The 22,018-nt window shown below is 37.6% G+C and carries 17 protein-coding genes; 6 read left to right on the top strand and 11 right to left on the bottom strand.

Annotation, left to right across the window (positions count from 1 at the left end; all coding sequences use genetic code 11):
• Position 1: 1 nt before the first annotated feature.
• Positions 2 to 1,090, bottom strand: coding sequence for an anhydro-N-acetylmuramic acid kinase (locus tag H6607_08080; protein MCB9262317.1), 1,089 nt, complete (start codon positions 1,088 to 1,090; stop codon positions 2 to 4).
• Between the two features lie 114 nt (positions 1,091 to 1,204).
• Here H6607_08080 and H6607_08075 point away from each other — a divergent pair, with 114 nt between their 5' ends.
• Together H6607_08075 and H6607_08070 are read left to right on the top strand one after the other, a co-directional pair.
• The gene (locus tag H6607_08075) at positions 1,205 to 2,359 is read left to right on the top strand and encodes a glycosyltransferase family 4 protein (GenBank protein ID MCB9262316.1); all 1,155 of its coding nucleotides are present in this window, start codon (positions 1,205 to 1,207) and stop codon (positions 2,357 to 2,359) included.
• 19 nt (positions 2,360 to 2,378) lie between these two features.
• Positions 2,379 to 3,332, top strand: coding sequence for an NAD-dependent epimerase/dehydratase family protein (locus H6607_08070; protein ID MCB9262315.1), 954 nt, complete (start codon positions 2,379 to 2,381; stop codon positions 3,330 to 3,332).
• A gap of 6 nt (positions 3,333 to 3,338) precedes the next feature.
• Here H6607_08070 and H6607_08065 read toward each other — a convergent pair whose 3' ends face one another.
• From H6607_08065 to prfA, 6 genes are all read right to left on the bottom strand, one after another.
• Positions 3,339 to 4,481, bottom strand: a complete 1,143-nt coding sequence (locus H6607_08065) for a hypothetical protein (protein MCB9262314.1) — start codon at positions 4,479 to 4,481, stop codon at positions 3,339 to 3,341.
• Between the two features lie 72 nt (positions 4,482 to 4,553).
• Positions 4,554 to 5,582, bottom strand: coding sequence for a 23S rRNA (adenine(2503)-C(2))-methyltransferase RlmN (gene rlmN / locus H6607_08060; GenBank protein MCB9262313.1), 1,029 nt, complete (start codon positions 5,580 to 5,582; stop codon positions 4,554 to 4,556).
• Complete coding sequence (locus H6607_08055) at positions 5,579 to 6,748, bottom strand: phosphoribosylformylglycinamidine cyclo-ligase (protein ID MCB9262312.1); 1,170 nt, start codon at positions 6,746 to 6,748, stop codon at positions 5,579 to 5,581. Before H6607_08055 ends, rlmN begins: the two co-directional genes overlap by 4 nt.
• Positions 6,749 to 6,851: 103 nt before the next feature.
• Positions 6,852 to 9,431 carry an OmpA family protein gene (locus H6607_08050; protein MCB9262311.1) on the bottom strand — a complete coding sequence of 860 codons (2,580 nt, stop codon included), beginning with the start codon at positions 9,429 to 9,431 and terminating at the stop codon, positions 6,852 to 6,854.
• Positions 9,432 to 9,631: 200 nt separating this feature from the next.
• Entirely contained in the window at positions 9,632 to 11,803 is a 2,172-nt protein-coding gene (locus H6607_08045) for a glutamine synthetase III (GenBank protein MCB9262310.1), read from the bottom strand.
• A 116-nt stretch (positions 11,804 to 11,919) separates the two neighbouring features.
• Complete coding sequence (gene prfA, locus H6607_08040; protein ID MCB9262309.1) at positions 11,920 to 12,996, bottom strand: peptide chain release factor 1; 1,077 nt, start codon at positions 12,994 to 12,996, stop codon at positions 11,920 to 11,922.
• Positions 12,997 to 13,240: 244 nt separating this feature from the next.
• Between prfA and H6607_08035 the strand changes: the two genes are divergently transcribed.
• A complete protein-coding gene (locus H6607_08035) occupies positions 13,241 to 13,462 on the top strand; it encodes a hypothetical protein (GenBank protein MCB9262308.1) in 222 nt (73 codons plus the stop codon).
• A gap of 1 nt (position 13,463) precedes the next feature.
• Here the strand turns inward: H6607_08035 and H6607_08030 are convergent, their stop codons facing one another.
• The 4 genes from H6607_08030 to H6607_08015 all read right to left on the bottom strand — a co-directional run bounded on the left by H6607_08030 (position 13,464) and on the right by H6607_08015 (position 16,993).
• Positions 13,464 to 14,657 carry an MFS transporter gene (locus H6607_08030; protein MCB9262307.1) on the bottom strand — a complete coding sequence of 398 codons (1,194 nt, stop codon included), beginning with the start codon at positions 14,655 to 14,657 and terminating at the stop codon, positions 13,464 to 13,466.
• Positions 14,658 to 14,758: 101 nt separating this feature from the next.
• Positions 14,759 to 15,160 (bottom strand): large conductance mechanosensitive channel protein MscL, encoded by a 402-nt coding sequence (gene mscL / locus H6607_08025; GenBank protein ID MCB9262306.1) that lies wholly within the window; start codon positions 15,158 to 15,160, stop codon positions 14,759 to 14,761.
• A gap of 93 nt (positions 15,161 to 15,253) precedes the next feature.
• Positions 15,254 to 16,345 (bottom strand): aminopeptidase, encoded by a 1,092-nt coding sequence (locus H6607_08020; protein ID MCB9262305.1) that lies wholly within the window; start codon positions 16,343 to 16,345, stop codon positions 15,254 to 15,256.
• Positions 16,346 to 16,372: 27 nt separating this feature from the next.
• The gene (locus H6607_08015) at positions 16,373 to 16,993 is read right to left on the bottom strand and encodes a SprT-like domain-containing protein (GenBank protein MCB9262304.1); all 621 of its coding nucleotides are present in this window, start codon (positions 16,991 to 16,993) and stop codon (positions 16,373 to 16,375) included.
• Between the two features lie 195 nt (positions 16,994 to 17,188).
• Between H6607_08015 and H6607_08010 the strand changes: the two genes are divergently transcribed.
• From H6607_08010 to H6607_08000, 3 genes are read left to right on the top strand one after another with little or no spacing between them, the layout of a single operon-like run.
• Complete coding sequence (locus tag H6607_08010; GenBank protein ID MCB9262303.1) at positions 17,189 to 19,192, top strand: caspase family protein; 2,004 nt, start codon at positions 17,189 to 17,191, stop codon at positions 19,190 to 19,192.
• Positions 19,193 to 19,249: 57 nt separating this feature from the next.
• Positions 19,250 to 20,320, top strand: a complete 1,071-nt coding sequence (locus H6607_08005) for a caspase family protein (GenBank protein MCB9262302.1) — start codon at positions 19,250 to 19,252, stop codon at positions 20,318 to 20,320.
• Between the two features lie 24 nt (positions 20,321 to 20,344).
• Entirely contained in the window at positions 20,345 to 22,006 is a 1,662-nt protein-coding gene (locus H6607_08000) for an ankyrin repeat domain-containing protein (GenBank protein ID MCB9262301.1), read from the top strand.
• The last annotated feature ends 12 nt before the right edge of the window (positions 22,007 to 22,018 follow it).

The following is a 22,018-nucleotide window of genomic DNA, read 5'->3' as shown; positions in this document are numbered from 1 at the left end:
GTTAGTGCAATTTAGAAAAATCTCCGGCTAACTCACCACCAATTGAGTCAGATTTTGCACCCGTAAATGAAGCCCAAATATTGGGTTTGTTTTGCACTCTTAAAATGCCCATCAAAGCGAATATCAGGGCTTCCTTATATTCTATCAAAGTGCGGTCAGGCACAATTATTTCAGCATCTGTATGGGTTTGAATATGGTCTATTAAAACCGGGTTAAAAGCTCCGCCACCTGTTACAATAATTTTAATATTTTGTTTTCCGTTGCTCAATTGTTCAATATCGTTGCCTATTTGTTGGCCAATGTGGTCAACCAAGGTTTTCATTTTGTCTTGTTTCGATACATCGCTTTGTTTAACCCTAAACCAAAAGTTTTCATTTATCCACTCTCTGCCAAGCGATTTTGGATAGGGTTGTTTGTAATATTCAATGCCGTTTAGCTCACTAAGAAGGTCGTAGTTAATGGAGCCTTTTTCGGCAATTTTGCCGTCTTTGTCAAATTCCAAATCAAACTCACGAGCTATTCGGTTTAAAACAATATTGCATGGTGCAATATCAAAAGCAACCGATTTCCCATCAATAACTGCAGAAATATTGGCAAATCCACCGAGATTTAAACCCATATCGTATTCAGAAAAAAGTAACCGATCACCAATGCCCGAAATCGGGGCTCCTTCGCCCTTTTTTACAACATCAATAGCACGAAAGTTGGCAACCGTAGGAAGCCCGGTAATTGCAGATATAGCACTTGGCGAACCAATTTGAAAGGTCAAATTATTTTCGGGTTGATGAAAAATGGTGTGACCATGTGAGCTTATTAAATCAGCCGTCAAGTAATTTTCTGCCAAAAATTCGTTTATCAGACGGCCTATATATTCGCCATAATATCTATCGGTTCTATACACATTTAGAGCGTTTTGGTTGCGTAATTTTGATAATCTCAAACGCCACAAATCGCTATATTGGATTGTTTTGGCAGCATTTATTTTGTAGTTCCATTGTCCGGCTTCGTTTTCGGTCAATTGGCAATGTGCCAAATCAACGCCATCCATTGAAGTTCCAGACATTACACCAACAACCCTATACGTTTTCATCCTTTAATTTTTTTTATTCTCCAACTACTTTTTTTGAAGCAATGTGGTAAACTTTGGTTGGGCAAACTTATTATTTATTGTCATTTAAACCTCATTATTAATCCGAAAATACTTATGATTCGTTTGGGCGAAATTGAGGAGAAAAAAGCACCTTTGCCATTAATTGTGAGCATTGCCGAAAGCCTTAATATTCTTCATCTGAGTTCACCACTATCATGGCGTGGTGGCGAGCAACAGCTCTTTTATCTGTTTAATGGCTTAAAGATAAAAGGAATAAGGCAATTGGTTTTCTGTCCAGAAAATAGCATTTTGGCCACCAAGTTAGCCGACACCGATAAAATTTTATTTGAAAAAAAGTCTGGTTTTGACCTAAATGCTGCTAAAATGCTAAAAAATATGTGTGCAAAAAATGGGGTAAATCTCATTCATGCTCACGATTCGCACTCGCACACTACCGCCGTTTTAGCTGCACTTCTATTTGGCAATAAACCGGATATTGTTTTGAGTAGAAGGGTGGATTTTGAAATAGGCAAATCTTGGTTTTCGCACTACAAATACAACTTCAAAAAAATAAAAGCCATAGTGTGCGTATCGGAAGCAATTCGGCAAATTGTTTTACCCAAAATAAAAAGAACCGAAATGGTTAAGACCGTACATTCGGGAGTTGACAGTTCTAAATTTTTTGGTGTTAAAAAAAAGAATTTAAAGCAAGAACTGGGCATACCAACTGAAACAAAAATGGTGGCTAATGTGGCAGCATTGGCCGACCACAAAGATTACCCTACTTTTTTGCGAACTGCAAAAAATGTGTTGAGCAAAAAACAGGATGTCGTTTTTTTAATTATTGGCTCAGGCGAATTGGAAGAAGAGCTTAAAGAGCAGGCACACAATTTGAAAATTGCAAACAAAGTTTTGTTTTTGGGTTTTCGAGACGATTTGCCTCAGCTTTATCCCAATTTTGATTTGATATTGTTTACCTCCAAAACAGAGGGACTGGGAACTTCCGTTTTAGATGCATTTGCAAATAAAATTCCGGTGGTGGCAACCAACGCTGGTGGAATACCCGAAATGATTATAAACAATGAAACTGGCTTGTTAGCACAAATTGGAGATGATTTGGAGCTATCTAAACTTGTTATCGAGTTACTCGATAATCGAGAAAAGTCAATGAAATTAGCAGAAAATGCAAACCAAAAACTTGCAGAATTTTCGGTAGAAAATATGGTAAACAAAACCTATGAAATATATCAACAAATAGCTGCCAATTAAATTATTTTTGAAAACGAAAATGAGTGAAACGATTTTAATTATTGGTTCTGAAGGTCAGGTAGGAACCGATCTTGCGGCAACGCTTCGCGATAGATATGGAAAGAACAATGTGATTTGTTCAGACATCAAAGAATCAACAGAAGAAAAACTTGATTTCGGCCCTTACGAGATTTTTGATGTTTTAAATGTTGAACGTACCAAAGAACTGTTTCAAAAATACAAGCCAACCATGGTATATCACTTAGCAGCCATGCTTAGTGCCACTGCCGAAAAATGGCCCAAAAAGGGTTGGGAACTGAACATGGACGGCATGTTCAACATTTTTGACGCATGTCTCGACCATAATGTAAAACGTGTTTTTTGGCCTAGTTCCATTGCCGTTTTTGGCCCAAACACTCCAAGAGATAATACCCCTCAAAATTGTGTGATGGATCCAAACACCATTTATGGAATTTCAAAATTGGCCGGAGAGCGATATTGTGAATATTATTTTAATAGATATAACCTTGATGTGCGAAGCGTTCGATATCCTGGTTTAATAGGTTGGAAAGCACTACCCGGAGGCGGCACCACAGATTATGCTGTCGATATTTTTCATCAGGCATTAAAATCGAAAAGCTACACTTGTTTTTTAAGGGAAGACACTTCGTTGCCCATGATGTATATGGATGATGCCATAAAGGCCACCATTGATATAACAGAAACAACAGCTCAAAATGTCCCAATCAGAAGTTCGTATAACTTAAGTGGTATGAGCTTTGACCCAAAAACATTAGCCGAAGCAATTAAAAAAGAAATTGCTGATTTTGAGATACGCTATGAAATTGACTCTCGACAGAAAATAGCTGATAGTTGGCCCAAAAGTATTGATGACTCGCAAGCCCGAAAAGATTGGAATTGGAAACCTGATTTTGATTTAGACAAAATGGTTAAAGAAATGCTAAATCAACTTTCTAAAACAGAAAGCATATAAAAAGCACTAAAACTGTCTCAGCCAAGAAATCATTGGAACAGGGAAGGTATTTATGTCTCCATCGGGAGCTGTGGTTACCACTCCGGCCAATACCACTTGAAAAGATCTATTAAATGCTTTGTGAAATCGCATACCTGGCATTATTAAAGCCGTAAATCCTAATCCTTTTTGAACAATTTCGAATTCATTTACCACTACATCCGAAGTAACATAATTGCCATCTCTGGTATAATAAGAAACATTCGGAACCGTAAAAGTTCGCGAAATAGAAGTGCTAGATTTTTTGTTAATGAAAATCATGCCATCAAATATAAAACTTGATTTTTGACCAACTGGTGTTAAAGCCCCAATACCGAAAGCAGCCGCCGAGCCGGCGTATCTTTTATACAAATCATTGTTTGTAACACCCAATTTTTCCAACGTTTTGTAATAAACATCATAGCTGTTATAATGAGCGGCATAGTCAGATGCGGCCAACTCAAAGTGATTTCCGATATATCTTTTTTGATTGTTCAAATTGAGATAACCATAACCCGCAGAAAGACTAAAATTTGATTTACGATTGCCATAAGTTACAGTACCCCAATGCAGGCCACCAAACCCTTTGCTGTTTAGCAAAAAACCAGAAGAGGCAACAATACTTCCAACCGCAAAATGATATTTATTTGGTGATTTAAACGAGTACTTTGTTGCCAAACCAATTGGGCTGGCTATCCAAGAAGCCATTACACCTAACGAAAGTTGATTAGAAACAGCAAAGTGAACTTCCGGGCCATACAAATGAATCATAGCATAATTTTCTCCCTTTTTTATGGGTAACGCATTGGTAGTCAAATAATATCGCGTTGTAAAAGGCCCTTGCTCCCGAAAGTCATTGTACTTTGGTTGGTTTGTATTGGCCTCTGTTTCCGATATAGCCTTAATTTCTTTAATGTCGGACTTAGAGATGTATATTTTACCAATATTTTTTGTTTCCAAAAGTATTTCTCGACCATCGTCAGACAAAATATAGCCAAAAAACTCGCCTCCATCCGTTTTAGTTACAACATACAGTTGCTTTTTTTCGGATGTGCTATCGCCCACCTCTTGAGCAAAAACGGTTGAAACAGAAAAGCAGGATAGAAAGATAGCAAGGGTGAGAATAATCATCTTCATAAGAACCTAAATCTTTGTTTAATACGAAATTATGTAAATATTACTTAAAAGACTGGATGAGAAATATCAGTTCTTATTGGCAAGTTGCCCACAGGCGGCATCAATATCCTTTCCTCTACTTCTGCGAAGGTTTACAATCAAATGTTGGTTTTCAAGATGTTTTACAAATCTGTCGGTTCTGTTGCCGGATGATGATTTATAGTCGGCCATAGAAATGGCGTTGTATTCTATAAGATTTATTTTGCAGGTAATTTGTTTGGCAAAATTGGCCAACTCTTGTGCATCTTCCGGTGTGTCGTTCACCTCGTTTATTACACAATATTCCAGAGTAATTCTTGACCCCGTTTTGTCATAAAAATAATTCAAAGCCTCCACCAAATCTTCCAACGTATTGCTTTCATTTATGGGCATTATCTTGGATCGTTTTTCGTTCGTGGCAGCGTGTAATGAAAGTGCGAGATTGAATCGAACCTCTTCATCTGCCATTTTCTTTATCATTTTGGTTATGCCAGCCGTACTAAGAGTTATCCTGCTCGGAGACATGGCCATTGCATCAGGGGATGTAATAAGTTCAATTCCGTTCATTACCTCTGAATAGTTTAAAAGCGGCTCGCCCATGCCCATAAAAACGATGTTTGATAATGGAATTTGATAATTTTCTTGAGCCAGTTCATTGATAATGGCCACTTGATCAAATATTTCGTAATGTGTTAGGTTTCTCTCTCTTTTTAAATATCCGGTAGCACAAAATGTGCAATTAAGGCTGCATCCTACTTGGCTCGAAACACAGGCCGTCATCCGCTTTTTGGAAGGTATCAAAACTCCTTCAACCATAAATCCATCATGCAATCTAAAACCAATTTTTATCGTGCCATCATTGCTTTTTTGAATAATGTCAGGCTTAATAGTCTTAAAGCTAAAATGCTGAATGAGTTTTTCGCGTAGTGGTTTTGAAAGGTTGGTCATTTGTTCAAACGACCGTGCATTTTTTTTCCAAAGCCATTCAAAAATTTGTTTTGCCCGAAATGATTTCTCACCCCAATTGGCAAGCGTTTCGGTTAATTCGTCCAGAGATATTTCCCGAATATCCTTCATTCTGAAAAGCTCCAGTTTACGGTTTGATTGTTGTGTGTTATTTCTAAATGTTGCCCTTCGGCTGCCTCACAAAAACCCACTACTTGTGCATTTATTCCAAATGATTTTGATATATCAATTAGTTCTGCAGCATGTTTCCGGTCGATGTATATTTCCAATCGATGACCCATATTGAAAACTTCCATCATCTCTTTCATATCGCTGCCCGACTCTTGGGAAAGGTATTTAAAAAGTGGTGGAATTGGCATTAAATTATCCTTTACCACTTTTAGGTTTTTGATAAAACGCAGCACCTTTGTTTGAGCTCCACCTGAGCAGTGTATAATGCCATTTATTTCTGATTGAAAATTTTTCAAAATTTCTTTCATCAACGGTGCATACGTTCGGGTAGGAGATAAAACTGCTTTACCCATGTCCACAGGCATATCTGGCACCTTGTCGGTCAAACCAAAACTACCGGAATAGACATATTCCAAATCAATCTCGCCGTCAAAACTTTCTGGATATTTTGTGGCATATTCCTTTTTAAATATATCGTGCCGAGCAGAGGTTAAGCCGTTGCTTCCCATGCCCGCATTATAAAAATTTTCGTAAACCGCCTGCCCATGCGATTCAAAAGCCACGATTACATTTCCGGGTTTTATATTGTTTTCTATAATAGAACTTTTTTTGGTTCGGGCTATAACCGTACTGTCCACAATTACTGTTTTAACCAAATCACCCAAATCGGCAGTTTCGCCACCGGTTTGAATTATCTGCACATCATGTGCCGCCATTTCTTCGATAAATTCGTTGGTGCCATTAATAATTGCGGCTATTACCTCTCCTGGAATTTTATTTTTATTTCTTCCGATGGTGGAGCTGAGTAGGAAATTATCTGCTACCCCAATACACAGAAGGTCGTCAATATTCATTACAATAGCATCCTGAGCAATACCTTTCCAAACACTCAAGTCACCCGTTTCTTTCCAATAAAGATAGGCTAATGATGATTTCGTTCCGGCACCATCGGCGTGCATAATATTGCAATAGTTGGCATCATTCCCCAAATAATCGGGAACTACTTTGCAAAACGCATTTGGGTATAAACCTTTATCCAATTTGGCAATTGCATTGTGTACGTCTTCTTTTTTTGAGCTAACTCCTCTTTTCGAATACCGACTCATCCGCTGTAATTTTGGTGCAAAGATACAGTTGAAAGTGTAACGGGAATAAATGAAAAAAGCCCACGCCATGGCGTGGGCTTTTAATTATCAAAGTATTTTCTTTTTATTCGATGTCTTTCATCAAATACAATTTATCTTCTTTAATTTCCACTTCTTTGTATTCATCAAATACCCCGGCACCAATTTTGGCTGTTCCACGTTTACCATCTTCTTCCAAAATCATTTTACATCGAACGTCGTAAAGAGTTACTCCGTCAAATTCAATAGATCGTAGTTTAAAAGAGGTACTTGTCAATTTAATACTTCCCTCGGCAATTTTTATTTTCTTATTTCCTTCTGAGAAGTCTGCAACAGAAAGTGAGTCAGCTTTGATAAGCTCCTCAACAACCGATTGTGGCAACTCAATTTTTGAGCCGTCAGGGTCATATTCAAATTTTATTCTTTTTCTTCCTACCGAACCATTAAGATAAACTTTGTCGCGAGCTACAGTAATTGGAATTACATCATACAAATCTTCGATTCTTTTTTTCTCAGCCGCCTCATTCACACGTTTCTTTTCTTCTTCTATTATTTTAATTTCTTTTTCATATTCACTTCCATGATTTTTGATATAATCTTTTCGAGCCTGAATAATAACCTTACTGTAAATGGTTTGTCCATCCATGGCAATCTTGTTGGTGTCTTGCACTTCAGGATTGCTCCATTTAAACTCGTATTTACAGTTTACTACTTTTACGGTAGTACGTCTGTTCTCTTGATGTTGTTCCTCTGTACATGGCACTTTTACTGTTCCTTCACATGCACATTCGTTCACCAATTGTGACTCTCCATAACCTCTTGCTTCCAATCTGAAAGGGTTAATTCCGGCTCTAAGAATATAATCAACCGCAGAATCCGCACGTCTTTGCGATAAATCTCGGTTGTATTCATAGCTTGCTCTACAGTCGGTGTGAGAACCCAACTCTACACTCATTTTAGGATATTTTTTTAGTGTAGCAATCAAGCCGTCCAGCACAATCCTGCTTTCGGGTCGCAGATATGCCTTGTCCAAATCGTAATAAATAGGAAGAACGAAAACATCCGAACATTGGTTTTTCAAACAAAAGTCTTTTATATAGGTAGTACTCTCCTCAATCCCAACAGTAGAAACTGTTTTTGGCTCGGCATCGTAAAAGTAATCTTCACGTTTCGATACTTCTATTTCATAATTCACTTCCGGACGCAAAGGTGTTTCATAATATCCTTTTTCATCTGTGACTAATCTAATTTTTGATGAATCTCTGTCGTTGCTTATTACGACGTTTGCATTTTGCAAGGGTATGCTCGACTCGCAATCTGTTACAGTTCCAGAAAGAAGAATAACAAGAGGAGTCATACTAAATTCATAAATGTCATCATCACCTTTAGCTCTGTCTGATGAGAAAAAGCCATGTTCTTTGTCCTCATCTACTATAATTCCAAAATCATCACCGTTAGAGTTTATGGGGCATCCCATGTTTACGGGATTTCCCCAATTTGTTGGGCTTTCGCTCAATTGTTTTGAATACATAATGTCCAAACCACCTAAGGTAACATGACCATCAGAAGAAAAATAAAGCGTCCCGTCTTCATGCACATACGGGAATTTCTCATCACCTGTTGTGTTTATAGTTGGCCCCAAATTAATTGGCTCGCCCCAAGTTTTTCCACGCTTAACGTAGTTTACCACATAAATATCCGTGGTTCTTTCTTTTCCTGATTTATCTTCATCCTGATAGCTGCCTTCCATGTCGCTTACAAAATAAAGTTTGGTTCCATCAGGAGACAAAGCTGGATGCCCGCAGTCAAATTTATCGCTGCAAAAGGGAAGCGGCTCGGGATTTACTTCCCAACCATCACCACGTTTTTTGGCCTCGTATATTTTGCAAGTAGTGTCTTTTCCATCAAGGCCATTACATTGGGTGAAATACATAGTCGAGTATCTTGCGTCAAAGGTGGCAATGCCATCGCCAAACTCAGTAAAGCCCTCAACAACTTCGGGAGCCAGCCAAGATATTTTATCTCTTTTTCCTTTTTGCTTCACAATCCAAAAATCGCTGTATTGGCGACCAGTCCATTTCATTTGCTTTTTGCTCAAGCCCTCTTCTCTATCCGATGTGAACATGATAGAGGTATGTTTTTTATCGGCATATCTTGGCACATAATCATCAAATTTTGAAACGTTGGCGGGTTTAAAAGTTTCAACAATGTATCTTGTTTTTTTATCTGCACACTTTAAGGCAAGTTCGCATCCTGCTATTTTATTGTCCACATCGGGGTCGGCAGGGTTGCTCTTTTTATATTCTTGTAGTTTGTTCAAGGCTTCAGTATATGACCCCTGCTCCATAAGCATTTCGGCATATCTAAAGTAAACTTTTGCGTCTTTCATGCCATAATCAATGGCTTTGTCGTACATTTTTAAAGCACGTTTGCTGTTGTGATTAAATCTATAAGATTCCGCAGCTCTATAGGCAATTTCTTGCTTTTGGTCTTTGGTGAGTTCCCCTCCGGTCTTACCCTTCAAAACCTGTTCATACATATCAGCGGCAATGGCATATTGATGCAGGTTATATTGTTTATTGGCCTCTTCCAGCCTCGCACCGCAACCTGAAACAAAGGCCAAAAGACCTAACCAAATAAGATATTTATATTTAAAAGTAATCATTTGAAACTTTTTCTGCTTTAATCGTACAAAAGTCCAAAAATGAACATTATTAACACTTTTTCCAAATAAATTTTTGTTTGTCATTGTTGTATTTTTTAGTACTCCGTCTCTTTGACGTGGAAAAGGAGGATTGGGTTGGTGTAAATAAAAAAAACCCGACGTTGAACTGGTCGGGTTTTTAGGTGAATCATCACAAAATCTTATTTTATGTGTAACAACTCTCTGTATTTTGGAATATCCCACAAACGGTCATCAACCAAACGTTCCAATTTGTCGGCGTGATAGCGGATTTCGTCAAATTCAGCTTTTACGGTATTGCAATAAGCCAATGCTTGTTTTTCAAGACCGTTTGTGTTGTTGGCCTTTTTTCGAGCTTCCACCATTTTATCAACGTGGTGTTTCAGCTTGTTTGCATGCATTGATACTTCTTTTAAAATTTCTGCCGATAAAGAGGCTTCCTTCTCCATACCCGCTTGTTTCATTGATGAAACTGTTTTGGCCAAAGTGGTTTGATATTTAACCGTTGCTGGCAAAATTTTAGTATAGGTCATATCATCTATAATTCTACCCTCAATTTGAACCTTTTTAATATAGTCTTCCAGCTCTATGTGATGGCGGGCTTTTAGTTCGTGTTCTGAGAAAATGCCTAACTCACCCATCATTTTAACGGTTTGCTTGTCGGTATATGCAGATAATGCAGAAGGGGTGTCTTTTAAGTTAGAAAGACCTCTCTTCTCTGCTTCTTTTACCCACTCATCGCCATATCCATTTCCTTCAAACAAAATTCTTTTTGAGTCTTTTAAATATCCTCTCAAAACTTGAATGATAGCATCGTTTTTCTTTTCGCCTTTTTCTTTTATCAGTTTATCTACATCTTTTTTAAACTGATGAAGTTGATGAGCCATAGCCGCATTCAAAACCAGCATGGGCGAAGAGCAACTTTTTGAGGAACCTACCGCCCTTAATTCAAATTTATTTCCGGTAAATGCAAACGGAGAAGTACGGTTTCTATCTGTATTGTCGGCTAAAATTTCTGGTATCTGAGCAATGGAAATGGTTTTATCGGCTTCTTTTTCCTTTTTTGATTTCACATTGTTTTCCATATCATGGAGCACCTTAGTAAGCGTAGAACCAATAAATATGGACATAATAGCCGGTGGTGCTTCGTTTGCTCCAAGTCTATGATCGTTTGAGGCAGAAGCGATGCTTGCTCTAATTAAATCTGCACTGTCGTGAAACGCTTTAATGGTATTGACGAAAAATGTTAAAAAACTCAAATTCGCCAAAGGGTTATTTCCAGGTGAGAGCAAGTTAACTCCTGTGTCTGTAATTAACGACCAGTTGTTGTGTTTACCACTGCCATTAATGCCGGCAAAGGGTTTTTCGTGAAATAGTACTTTAAATCCATGCCGGTTGGCCACCTCATCCATCAAATCCATCAACAATTGATTGTGGTCTATGGCCAAATTTACTTCTTCAAATTGAGGAGCACACTCATATTGTCCCGGAGCTACCTCATTATGTCTTGTTCTTAAAGGAATGCCTAATTTTAAAGCTTCGATTTCAAAATCATACATATAGTTAAACACTCGGTCGGGAATAGAACCAAAATAATGGTCTTCCATCTGTTGATTTTTGGCGGCAGCATAACCAAACAAGGTTCTTCCACACATCAACAAATCGGGTCGCTGATTAAAAAGTGCCTTGTCCACCAAAAAATATTCCTGTTCAATACCTAAAGAAGCTTGTACTTTTTTGACATCACTAAAAAAGTATTTGCACACCTCTGTTGCGGCATTATCAATTAACGATAAAGATTTGAGCAACGGTGCTTTATAGTCCAAAGCTTCTCCAGTATAAGAAACAAATACGGTAGGGATGCAAAGGGTTTTACCACTGGTGTTTTCATAGATAAACGCTGGTGAACTTGGATCCCAACCGGTATATCCTCGTGCTTCAAAAGTGTTTCTTAAACCACCACTTGGCAAGCTGGATGCATCGGGTTCTTGCTGCACAAGTGAGTCTCCACTAAACTTAGAAATAGCACGTCCGTCTTGAGGTTCAAAAAAGGAATCATGCTTTTCTGCAGTTGTTCCTGTTAATGGCTGAAACCAATGGGTGTAGTGACTAACTCCTCTCTCCATTGCCCAGTTTTTCATTCCAGTAGCAATTTGAGAAGCAACGCTTCTGCTTATCTTAATACCATCTCTCTTGGCCTTTTTTAAGGCTGAGTAGGTCTCTTTGTCCAGATATTTCTGCATCGCATCTTCGTTAAATACGTTGCAGGCATACATCTCCTGAACATTCTTAAATGGGTTTTTAACCTTTACCGGTTTCCGTGACTGAGCAATTTCTAAGGCTTTGAATCTCATAAAACAAAGAGTAATGACTATGAAACTTGAAAATTCGAGGCAAATATAGAGGCTGGTTGGTGCTGCAAGATGCTGGGGTTTTGATTACTTCAAACAACTTATGAACAGATTTGAATTTAGATTTCAACACCACCGGCTTTCAGTTTTTCAGTATTTTCGGCAATTTTTAGCTGTTCTATTATTTCCATTATTTGACCATTTAAAATCTCTGGGAGGTTATAAAGCGTTAGTCCAATGCGGTGATCTGTCAGCCTGCTTTGCGGAAAGTTGTATGTTCTGATTTTGGCCGACCTATCACCCGTAGAAACCAGTGATTTTCGTTCGGCGGCAATTTTCTTTTGTGCTGCCTCAAGCTCACGCTCATAAATGCGGGTTCTCAAAACGGTTAAGGCTTTATCAAAATTCTGGTGTTGCGAGCGTCCATCTTGACATTCTACCACAATCCCGGTTGGAATGTGCGTAAGCCTAATGGCAGATTCGGTTTTATTAACGTGCTGACCTCCCGCCCCGCTGGACCTAAAAGTATCACGTCTTACATCGCTCATATTTAATTTTACGTCAACTTCATCCGCCTCGGGCAAAACGGCAACGGTTGCAGCACTGGTGTGTACTCTCCCTTGCGACTCGGTGTCGGGTACTCGCTGCACACGATGAACTCCACTTTCAAATTTTAGTGTTCCATAAATATCGTGCCCTTTTATTTCGAAAACAACCTTATTGAAACCGCCAACGGTGCCTTCCATCATTTCAACTACTTCGGTTTGCCAGCCTTGTTCGGCACAAAACCGAGTGTACATCTTGTACAAATCTCCTGCAAAAAGGCTTGCTTCATCTCCACCCGTTCCTGAACGAATTTCCATGATGGCATTTTTGTTGTCATTTGGGTCTTTCGGAATAAGTAGCCATTTTATTTTTTCTTCAAGTGGCTCTTTTTGTTCCGAAAGTTCTTCCAATTCAAGCCTTGCCATCTCTTTAAGTTCGGCATCACTTTCGGTTTTCAAAATTTCGCGAGCCTCGGCCAAACCCTCAATCAATTTTTTGTATTGATGATAAACCTCAACAATATCTTTCAAATCGCCATACTCTCTGTTTAATTTGTTGAATTTGTTTACATCCGACAAGACATCGGGGTCGCTCAGTTGAGTTTCAACCTGCAAAAACCGTTGATATATGGATTCTAATTTGTCGAGCATTTTTTCAGTGCGGCAAAGGTAAGGTTAACCAACCAAAATTTTAAACTCAAAGATTTTGCAGGTAAAAATAACTATTTGTGCCTCAATTTTGAGAAGTAGATTTTTGAGACTTGACATTTGATTTAAAGTGAAGGTCGTAAGTAGTTCAATATGTCATTAGGGAGTAAATTTGTCATATTTTATCTCAAGTTGCTTAAAGTGTGTAAATTAAGTGTCATTTGCTTGCATGTATTTTTGAAATTTTATGCTAAATCAGCTACCTTTACCACCAAAATTTATTACTGCTATTATGACACATTTAGCCTGCCCCAATTGCCACCACCACAAATTTGAAATCAAAGCGGTTTCTGGCAACAAGATTCTTAACAAAATAGAAAAAATATTAGTCAGTTTGGGTACACCTACCAAATGGTTTAGCAACATTTTGATGCGTTGCAAAACCTGCAAATATTACTGGAGAGCCTAACTTACTTTTCCTTTGCAATGCCCATTTTAGGATTTGTTTTCATTTGAGTAAACAAAAGTACTAAGGCAATTATTAATAAAATCGGCCCACCAATGTATGGTAGTATATACCAAAGACCATAAAATCCACCACCAATAAATGGACCAATCACTCTTCCCAAAGAACCAAATGATTGATAGACTCCAGTAGTACTTCCTATTTCATCTGGTTTGCAGCGTTTTGTAATAATTGACATCATCGAAGGGTTAATCAGGCCGTTGGCTAAAGATATAAGAGCCAGGGCGATATACTCAAAAGGAAAAAATAAATTTCCTTGAAAAAAGGGCAATGAAAAAAGGCCGATTCCACAAAGTAAAAGTCCGGATAGAAGCATTTGTGTTTCGGAAAAACGCTTCGATATAGGGCCAACTAAAAAGGCCTGAACTACAACGCTGCACAAGCCAATAAACATGAAAACACCACCAATTTGTTTTTCAGAAAACCCACTGTAATCTCCCCATAGCCAAACAGCTGTAATTTGCATCATAGAAAAGGCAATGGTAAATAAAAAACTTATCCAAAAAATGGGTCTTAATTCTTTCTTTTTCATTGCTGCTAAAATGGCTTTAATCGGATTTTGTCTCACAATAATTTGTTTCTTTTGTTGCAGGGACTCGGGAAGCAGAAAATAGGCAAACACGAAGTTGGCAAACGATAATCCGGCGGCGGTAAGACCAAGTGCTTGAAGACCAAAATCTGATTTTAGCCAACCACCAATGGGAGGACCACAAATAAAACCTAATCCGAATGCGGCTCCAATCATGGCCATGCTTTTGGTTCGTTCTTCGGGGGTGGATATGTCGGCAATATACGCTTGTGCAGCACCAAGATTAGCCGAACCGATGCCAGCCAAAATTCGGGAAGCAATTAATATCCAAAGTGCATGGCTCTGCGAAAAACCAATATAGGCAATGGCCGTAATCAAAACACTTATCAATATTATTGGACGACGACCATGCTTATCACTCAAACTGCCCCAAAAATGTGAAAAGGCAAAATTCATAAGTGGGTAAACAGAGGCTATCAAACCTGCCTGCAACTCTGTGGCACCCAATGATAGGGAAAGTTTGGGCAATATGGGAATGATAAGGCCGAAACCCAATAAATCTAAAAAAGTGGTTAAAAATATAATGCCGAAAGCAGATTTTTTATTCATTTCGATGCAGTAATATTAGGTATGTTTCAAAGGCTTTACACAAAAAAAGAACTTTGTGTAAAACAAAGTTCTTTTTAAAACAGGATAAGAGAATACTGAAACTATTTTTTCAGAGCATCTCTAATTTCAGTTAGCAAATCAATTTCGCTTGGGCCTGCTGGTGCAGCTTCTACAGGCTTTTTGGTTTTGTTGTAGGCTTTAACAACAATGAACATGGCAAAACCCACTAACACCAGGTTAATAATGGAATTTAGCCAGTTGCCAATTGCAATAACCGCAGCGTTGGCTTCTTTTGCTTCGGTAAATGATTTGTACTCATTTCCATCCAGTGAGATGAACCAGTCTTTTAAATCAATACCACCCGTCATTTGTCCAATAATAGGCATTACGATGTCTGATACAAAGCCATTAATAACGGCTCCGACGGCACCGGCCATAATCACGGCAACGGCAAAATCAATAACATTGCCCGTCATAATAAAGTTTCTAAATTCTTTCAGCATAACATTTTTTGTTTTCGGCAAATCTACAAAAAGATTTTTTCTGCCATCAAAATGGTTTTAAAGGTGTTTTTTATGAGCATAATGAGTGAAAATTTAATGTGAATCAAAATCTTCATCAATGGCTTCACTATTTAGGTAAATAGATACAGTCTTCATCAAAAAATAGGTTTCAGACATGAGCAAATATCCATCAAACCCAGACTTATTTCCCCATGAATTTTTTACCAAATAATATTTTTCTTTGTTTGGTCCAGACACAAGTCCAACTATATGCATTAAATGGTCATCAGTAGTTTTATAATTGTCAAATAATGCTTGCCTAAGCTCTGCACTGGCAGGGGTTTCCATATTGCTTTTTGCAGAAATGGTATCATTGTAAAAACGGGCAAAACTGTTTTTTCTATCAAAACCAACCTCACTCACATCTCCATCCCATTCAATAGAATATCCGGCATTGAGTGCGTTATCCACCATTTTCTGAAAAGAATTTAGCGGTACGTTATAATACTCTCCATCGCTAAAATTATCAGGAACCTCAACTACCATATTTTGACTAAATGGGTGATGCAAGAAAGAGGTAAGTCCTATATAATCTGTCAAATCAAGTCCAAGAACCTCATCGGCAAATGTGCGTGCATTATATGATTTGCCATCAAACTCAAAAACAGGATTTACAACTCCCAAATACTTGTCCAGAATTACACTAAAACCTTCATTCCAATGAGGGTCTATCTCACCAATTTTTATTACAGAATCAAGATAATTTTTTAGCTCCTTTTCCAAAAGTTGATGGTTGTGTTTTGCTTTTCCATTTAAACCCGAATAAGCCGACTCAGGCATCATGCCATATTTTTTGTATGAATTAAAAACATCGTGGGCTAAGCTACCTTGACTAAAATTGCAGGTGCCATGGTAACGGATGTACTTTATGGCCTTTTCCAAATATATGTTTCTTACCGTAAACATTTCGGATAAATCAATGTGTTTTCCGGTTTTTTTAAGCACTTCTGATTCTATAAAGGACGAGGTGGAAAAACTCCAACAAGTGCCAGTGTTATCTTGGCTTTTTACTTCTGTAGCTCCACAAAATTTTACTATGGAATAATCTTTTGGAAGATTTGGTTGCTGAGCATATCCAAACGAAATGCCAACGGAAAGGGCAATTGTTAAAAATCCTTTTTTCATATTTTTTATAAAGTGTGCAATTTTTTTTTAACCATCTATTATCTCTACTTCTGCAACAGAGGAGACAAAGTACAATCTTTTATTGTGTAAATTAAGGCATTTATATCTTTTTCTTACCCTTTGCCCTTTTTCAAAAACCATACCGTTCGGCAACTTAAATTTGGTTCCAACTTCAATATCATCCAAAATTTTTGACGGTTTGTGGTCATACCTTTTCAGAGATTTTGAAAGTCTTAAATCAACACAACTTGCCGCTGCCGGATTTTGAATATACGAACTCAAAGCGGAGGAAACATCCTCCGGGAAAGTGCCGTTGGTTAGAAACGGGGATAATAGATTTTCAAAATTCTTCTTCCACTCCTTGCCATGAGGTAATGTTTTATTTTTGTATTCATCCCAGGTAATCAAATGGGCAAACTCATGAAGGGTAGTAATTAAAAAGGCATATTTATTGAGGTTACCGTTTACCGAAATTCGATGATTTTTGTCCATTATGGCAGGACGAAAATCTCCTAACTTTGATTTTCGGGGATTCGAAATCTTGAAATTGACTTTATTCGATTTGATAAATTGCCATACAAAATGCTCTGTCTCATGGGGAAGAAATCGGGCAAGAACGGCAACATTATTTTTGTCTCTTTCAGTCATTTAAAGAAGGCAATATTAGACAATTATTAACTATGGATAGCTATTTGACCTTTTGAAGTTGGCCATTTATGTATAAATGAACTACTTAGTTTTGCCTATTGTTTAGTATCAAATAATCCACGTACTTTGACATTAATTTTACAAATAAATCGTTTACAAAAGTGGTCACTTTTTAATCGACAAAAAAGTTTGAAAATGAAAAATATTATAGACAAAATATTCGTAATAAAAGTTGTCAAACTTGTTGTTTTTGGCTTATTTTTAATGGGTTATCTTCGAACACAAGCACAAGTAAAACGGGGGTTTATAGTGGCCATTGGAGATTATCCGCAAACTTCTGCAGACGATAGAGGATGGAGAGATATTTCATCCGCCAACGATGTGCCCCTTATACGCACAGCCCTTCAAAAACAAGGATTTCTTGCTCAAAACATCGATGTTTTGCAAGACTCTTTGGCAACTAAGGAGGCTATCGTTAAAGGTTTTGAAAAGTTAATTGCATCTGCTAAGAGCGGGGATGTAATTTTTATTCATTTTTCATCTCATGGCCAACAAGTCGAAGATTTGAATGGGGATGAGCTTGATGGGTTTGATGAAGCTATTGTAGCATACGGAGCTCCTGCTTTTTATGAAGATGACTATGATTTTTCCAAGCATTTATTAGATGATGAAATTGAAGTATTTGTACTTCGGTTGAGACAAAAGGTAGGGCCTAAAGGGGATGTAATAATGTTGGCCGATGCTTGCCACAGCGGAACTGTGGGAAGAGGGGAGGAAATTGCAAGAGGCGGAAAGCCAGCCATGAAAAGAACAAATGCTCAGATACAGGCAAAAGGGAGTCCTGATATTGGTTTATTTCAAAATGAAAAAATGAATCAAATTGACAAGAATCTTTTAGCTCCATTTGTTATTATTTCTGCCTCTCAGGCCAAAGAAGTAAATTATGAATATAACGGAGCAGGTTCTTTGTCCACCGCTTTTAGTAGAAGTATTGACCATCTCAATGGAGATATGACTTACAGAGCATTTTTTGGTCAAATTTTAAAAGAAATGTCTGTAATTGCACCCTCTCAAAAGCCTGCAATAGAGGGTGATGTAGATAGAGTATTTTTTGCTGGTCAAATAGTTGAACAAGAGCCATTTTACACCTCATTCAAAATAAAAAATAACGAGGCTTGGATATCTGGTGGTAATTTGAATGGAATTTTTGAGGGTTCAGAAATTGCTATTTTCCCGATTGGAACAAGCACAACTTCTGATAAAAAGTCTATCGCAACCGGTGAAGTTATTGTTGCCTACGGCACATGGAGCAAAATAAGAATGAGCGAAACCCTTTCAGGTAGCGAAGATGATTATTGGTTTTTTGTGACCAAAGCATCTATGGGTAATGTTAAGTTGAACATAAAAATTAGCTTTAAAGACAAATCAATTAAAAATCAACTGATTGACTCACTTGCTAAGGTTCCATTGTTTTATATAACCGAAGACGATGTAGATTATATTATTGAAGATGGCGGCAGAAATAACTTGGATATAGTTCGTGCCTCTGATGGAGAAATAGTTGCTGAGCAAATTGGTTTAGATGAAATTGATGATGTTGTTGAGATTCTTAAACAATTTGCACGCGGAAATTATATCAAAAATCTTGAATTGTCAGATCCATCTTTCAATGTTGCATTTGAATTCTTGCCAGTAATAGTCGATGAAGATGGCTTTCCAATTGAGGAGTTGAACATTGAGGAGTTGACGCATGATGGCATTATTGAAATACCTGAGAATATCTGTGCAAAAATAAGAGTGATAAACAAAGGTAGAAAGGATGCATATTTTTCTATTCTTGATATTCAACCTGATGGAAAAATAAATGGAATTATCCCCAGCGATGACCCAGAATTACATCAAAATCCTGAAGAGTTTTTTGTAAAAGCCGGTGACACCATGATTATAAAAGATTTGATAATCTACTTTGGTGCTCCTTATGGCATGGAGGTGTTTAAGCTATTTGCAAGCAAAGGTCCCATTGATTTTACTCCGGTTATCACAAAAAAACCACGAACACGCAGTAAGGTAAGCAATTTGGAAACCTTATTTGACGATGTTTATAACGTTTCATCAAGAGGGGCAACAAGCAGAAAAATTGAAAGTACAGGCATGGAAGCCACAACACATAGCATTACTTTCGTCATTAAAAAGAATTAACAAAACATCGTTTACTATATCACCTCTAAAGTTATTAAGTACCAAAGAGTTATTGAAATGAAAAGTATAAAATTGTACATGTCAGGAAAATTGGTAAAGTTGGTAATATTGGGTTTGATATTGACTTCAAATGTTTTAGTGAAAGCATCTAATAAGCGGGCTATTTTGGTAGGTGTTGGCTTGCAACCAAAAGATACCAAATGGGAAGATACTTATGCCGGAAACGACGTTAAAGTAATGCAAGAATCGTTAAAAAACAAAGGTTTTGCTGATGTCCAAAGTTTAAAAGATGAACAGGCAACCAAAGAAAAAACTATTGCCGCATTGGAAGAGGCCTATAAAAAATGTCAAGAGGGCGATGTTTTTTTATTTTATTTTTCAGGTCATGGTCAGTTGGTTCGCGACATGAATGCAGATGAACCTGATTTGTATGATGAGAGTTTGGTTTTATTTGGAGCACCAAAATACTACGATGAAGCCTATGATTTTGAGAATCATTTATTGGATGAGGAATTAAGCGAATGGCTTAATAAAATCAGAATTAAGGTTGGGAGTAATGGGGAGGTAATGTTATTGATTGATGCGTCTTTTACTTTGGTTGAGCAACCAAAGGGCTCCAATTCGAGAGGTGGAGGAAAACCTATGGATAAAGATTCTTCTTTGGTCAAAGAAATTACGATGACATACGATATAGGAATATTGGACGACATGGCTTATGCCGCACCGAGCAACAACTACGCTCCAATTAATCATATTACGGCAGGAGAAATGTTTAAACCGATATATGATTTTTCAGAAAACGGAGTTTTCACTTTGGCAGTTTCAAGAGCATTCGAAACAATTTCAGATTCTACAACATACAACGATTTCTTTGAATCTGTTGCAGCTATTTGCCGAGAAATAAACCCTAATCAATCGCCCAAATGGGAAGGTTTTATGGAAAACAGAGTTTTTGAGTATTTTTCTAAGGACGAAAATTGTAGCTTTTCTAACATATTGGTAGATTTGAACACCGAATTGGATGAAACAGAACTTAAAACAATGTTCTCCATAAAAGAGAATCAAGAAAAGAATATTAACCGTGAAGCAAATAAAACTGATTGGGAAAAGAGTTTTTTTAAAGATTAATTAACGCAGTTAAGTATTAAAGACATGAAACAGTTTAAATTATTTGCCATTTGGGGGTTGATGATGACTTCTTTGGCGGTGAATGCCCAGAATCCCTTTGGAATTATGCCATGGGACACTCTACAAGGTCGAGACATTTATGGCTATGACAGCAGAAGGGAGGCTAAAAATTTTGATTACAATGGCTTTACCCAAGCAGTTTTAACCCGAATGCCAGGTTCCGAATTTAAGGGCGATCAAGTTTACGGATTCACACTTGAGCAACTCTTAAAGAACAACTTTGGAGTTGACAAAGTAGATCCTGATGTTCGTTTTGCCAGTCAGCCAGCCATCGGAAGCTGCACGGGTTTTCTAATTGCCCCCGACATTATGGTTACAGCTGGACACTGTATTTCGGGCGACCAGCATGAAATAACAGATGGAAAAGTTATTTTTCATAAAAATAAAGAAGGCAACTATGGTGAGTTTGCCTACAATACTATGAAGTGGGTGTTTGATTACACCAATGATATTGGAATGACCAAAAAGCATCATGAACAATTGGGTGACTATTATGTGGCAACTATTCCGACGTCAAAACAATATACGGTAAAAAGAGTACTTAAAAGTGTTTTAGATGCAACAAGAAATTTAGATTTCGCTATTATTCAGTTGGATAGACCGACGGACAGAGACCCGTTTAGGTTCAGAACCGGGGGTGAAATAGGCAGAGAAGAGGAAATTGCTATGATTGGTTCTCCAGCCGGATTACCTCTTAAATTAGCGGATGGAGCCAAGGTAACTCAAATTTCTGAGCAGACTTGGTTCGGAACAAATCTCGATGCTTTTGGTGGAAATTCTGGTGGACCGGTTTACAACAAAGCAGGAATTGGTATGCTTGAGGGTATTCTAGTTCGTGGTAGAATAGATAAGGGTCTAAAAGGATATTTTGTTGACCAGTCTTGCGGGTGCGTAAAAGAGGTTAAATACGAAAATGATGAAGCCGACAATTTTTTGGACGAATATGGAATGGCCATATCATTGATGAGCACAGAGGTTCAAAGAATAACCTCTATACCGCTGAATATCAAGGTTATGGCAGTTTACAATAATTTCAAATACGCCATTGAAAAAAATAATAAGGATCGATTTAATAAGTGGGTTATATATAAATGGGCTTTCACAAATGATAATGAAGACTACATGAAAGAAGGTCTGGAAGGTCAAGATCCAATAGGTGTTTTAACCTTAAAATATGGAAGAACTGATATGTTCAATACATTGGTAGATCAGGGTATGCCATTAGATGTTCCGTTGGCAGAAGGTAGATCAATGTTGTATCATGCCATAAAAAATAAAAATATTGACGCTGTACGTAGAATTTTAAAGGAAGGACACTCCACTGATTTTAAAGATGATTATGGACAATCGCCATTGCATTGGGCCATCTCCGCTGGAGATAATTCTATTATAGATGAATTAATAAAAAATGGTGTTGATTTGAACGCAAAAGACAATATGGGGAACACACCATTGCACTATGCCGTTCAAAACTGGGATTTAAGTCTAATACAAAAATTGGTTGATGGTGGAGCAAACTCTAAATCAACCAATAATGATGGACAGACCCCGAGAAAAAAGGCTCAGTCTATAAAATATAAAGACGCGGTTCGGTATTTAAAACGTGCTGAAAAAGGCAAGGCATAACAATAGTCCCAA

The organism is Flavobacteriales bacterium (assembly GCA_020635395.1).
Classification (GTDB): Bacteria; Bacteroidota; Bacteroidia; order NS11-12g; family UBA9320; genus UBA987.
This window is presented reverse-complemented; position numbering and strand designations above follow the sequence as displayed.

What these genes read in the sequence shown, in the direction of transcription:
- H6607_08080 (MCB9262317.1), bottom strand. Translation starts at nt 1,090, where the DNA reads ATGAAAACGTATAGGGTTGTTGGTGTAATGTCTGGAACTTCAATGGAT.
- H6607_08075 (MCB9262316.1), top strand. Translation starts at nt 1,205, where the DNA reads ATGATTCGTTTGGGCGAAATTGAGGAGAAAAAAGCACCTTTGCCATTA.
- H6607_08070 (MCB9262315.1), top strand. Translation starts at nt 2,379, where the DNA reads ATGAGTGAAACGATTTTAATTATTGGTTCTGAAGGTCAGGTAGGAACC.
- H6607_08065 (MCB9262314.1), bottom strand. Translation starts at nt 4,481, where the DNA reads ATGATTATTCTCACCCTTGCTATCTTTCTATCCTGCTTTTCTGTTTCA.
- rlmN (MCB9262313.1), bottom strand. Translation starts at nt 5,582, where the DNA reads ATGAAGGATATTCGGGAAATATCTCTGGACGAATTAACCGAAACGCTT.
- H6607_08055 (MCB9262312.1), bottom strand. Translation starts at nt 6,748, where the DNA reads ATGAGTCGGTATTCGAAAAGAGGAGTTAGCTCAAAAAAAGAAGACGTA.
- H6607_08050 (MCB9262311.1), bottom strand. Translation starts at nt 9,431, where the DNA reads ATGATTACTTTTAAATATAAATATCTTATTTGGTTAGGTCTTTTGGCC.
- H6607_08045 (MCB9262310.1), bottom strand. Translation starts at nt 11,803, where the DNA reads ATGAGATTCAAAGCCTTAGAAATTGCTCAGTCACGGAAACCGGTAAAG.
- prfA (MCB9262309.1), bottom strand. Translation starts at nt 12,996, where the DNA reads ATGCTCGACAAATTAGAATCCATATATCAACGGTTTTTGCAGGTTGAA.
- H6607_08035 (MCB9262308.1), top strand. Translation starts at nt 13,241, where the DNA reads ATGCTAAATCAGCTACCTTTACCACCAAAATTTATTACTGCTATTATG.
- H6607_08030 (MCB9262307.1), bottom strand. Translation starts at nt 14,657, where the DNA reads ATGAATAAAAAATCTGCTTTCGGCATTATATTTTTAACCACTTTTTTA.
- mscL (MCB9262306.1), bottom strand. Translation starts at nt 15,160, where the DNA reads ATGCTGAAAGAATTTAGAAACTTTATTATGACGGGCAATGTTATTGAT.
- H6607_08020 (MCB9262305.1), bottom strand. Translation starts at nt 16,345, where the DNA reads ATGAAAAAAGGATTTTTAACAATTGCCCTTTCCGTTGGCATTTCGTTT.
- H6607_08015 (MCB9262304.1), bottom strand. Translation starts at nt 16,993, where the DNA reads ATGACTGAAAGAGACAAAAATAATGTTGCCGTTCTTGCCCGATTTCTT.
- H6607_08010 (MCB9262303.1), top strand. Translation starts at nt 17,189, where the DNA reads ATGAAAAATATTATAGACAAAATATTCGTAATAAAAGTTGTCAAACTT.
- H6607_08005 (MCB9262302.1), top strand. Translation starts at nt 19,250, where the DNA reads ATGAAAAGTATAAAATTGTACATGTCAGGAAAATTGGTAAAGTTGGTA.
- H6607_08000 (MCB9262301.1), top strand. Translation starts at nt 20,345, where the DNA reads ATGAAACAGTTTAAATTATTTGCCATTTGGGGGTTGATGATGACTTCT.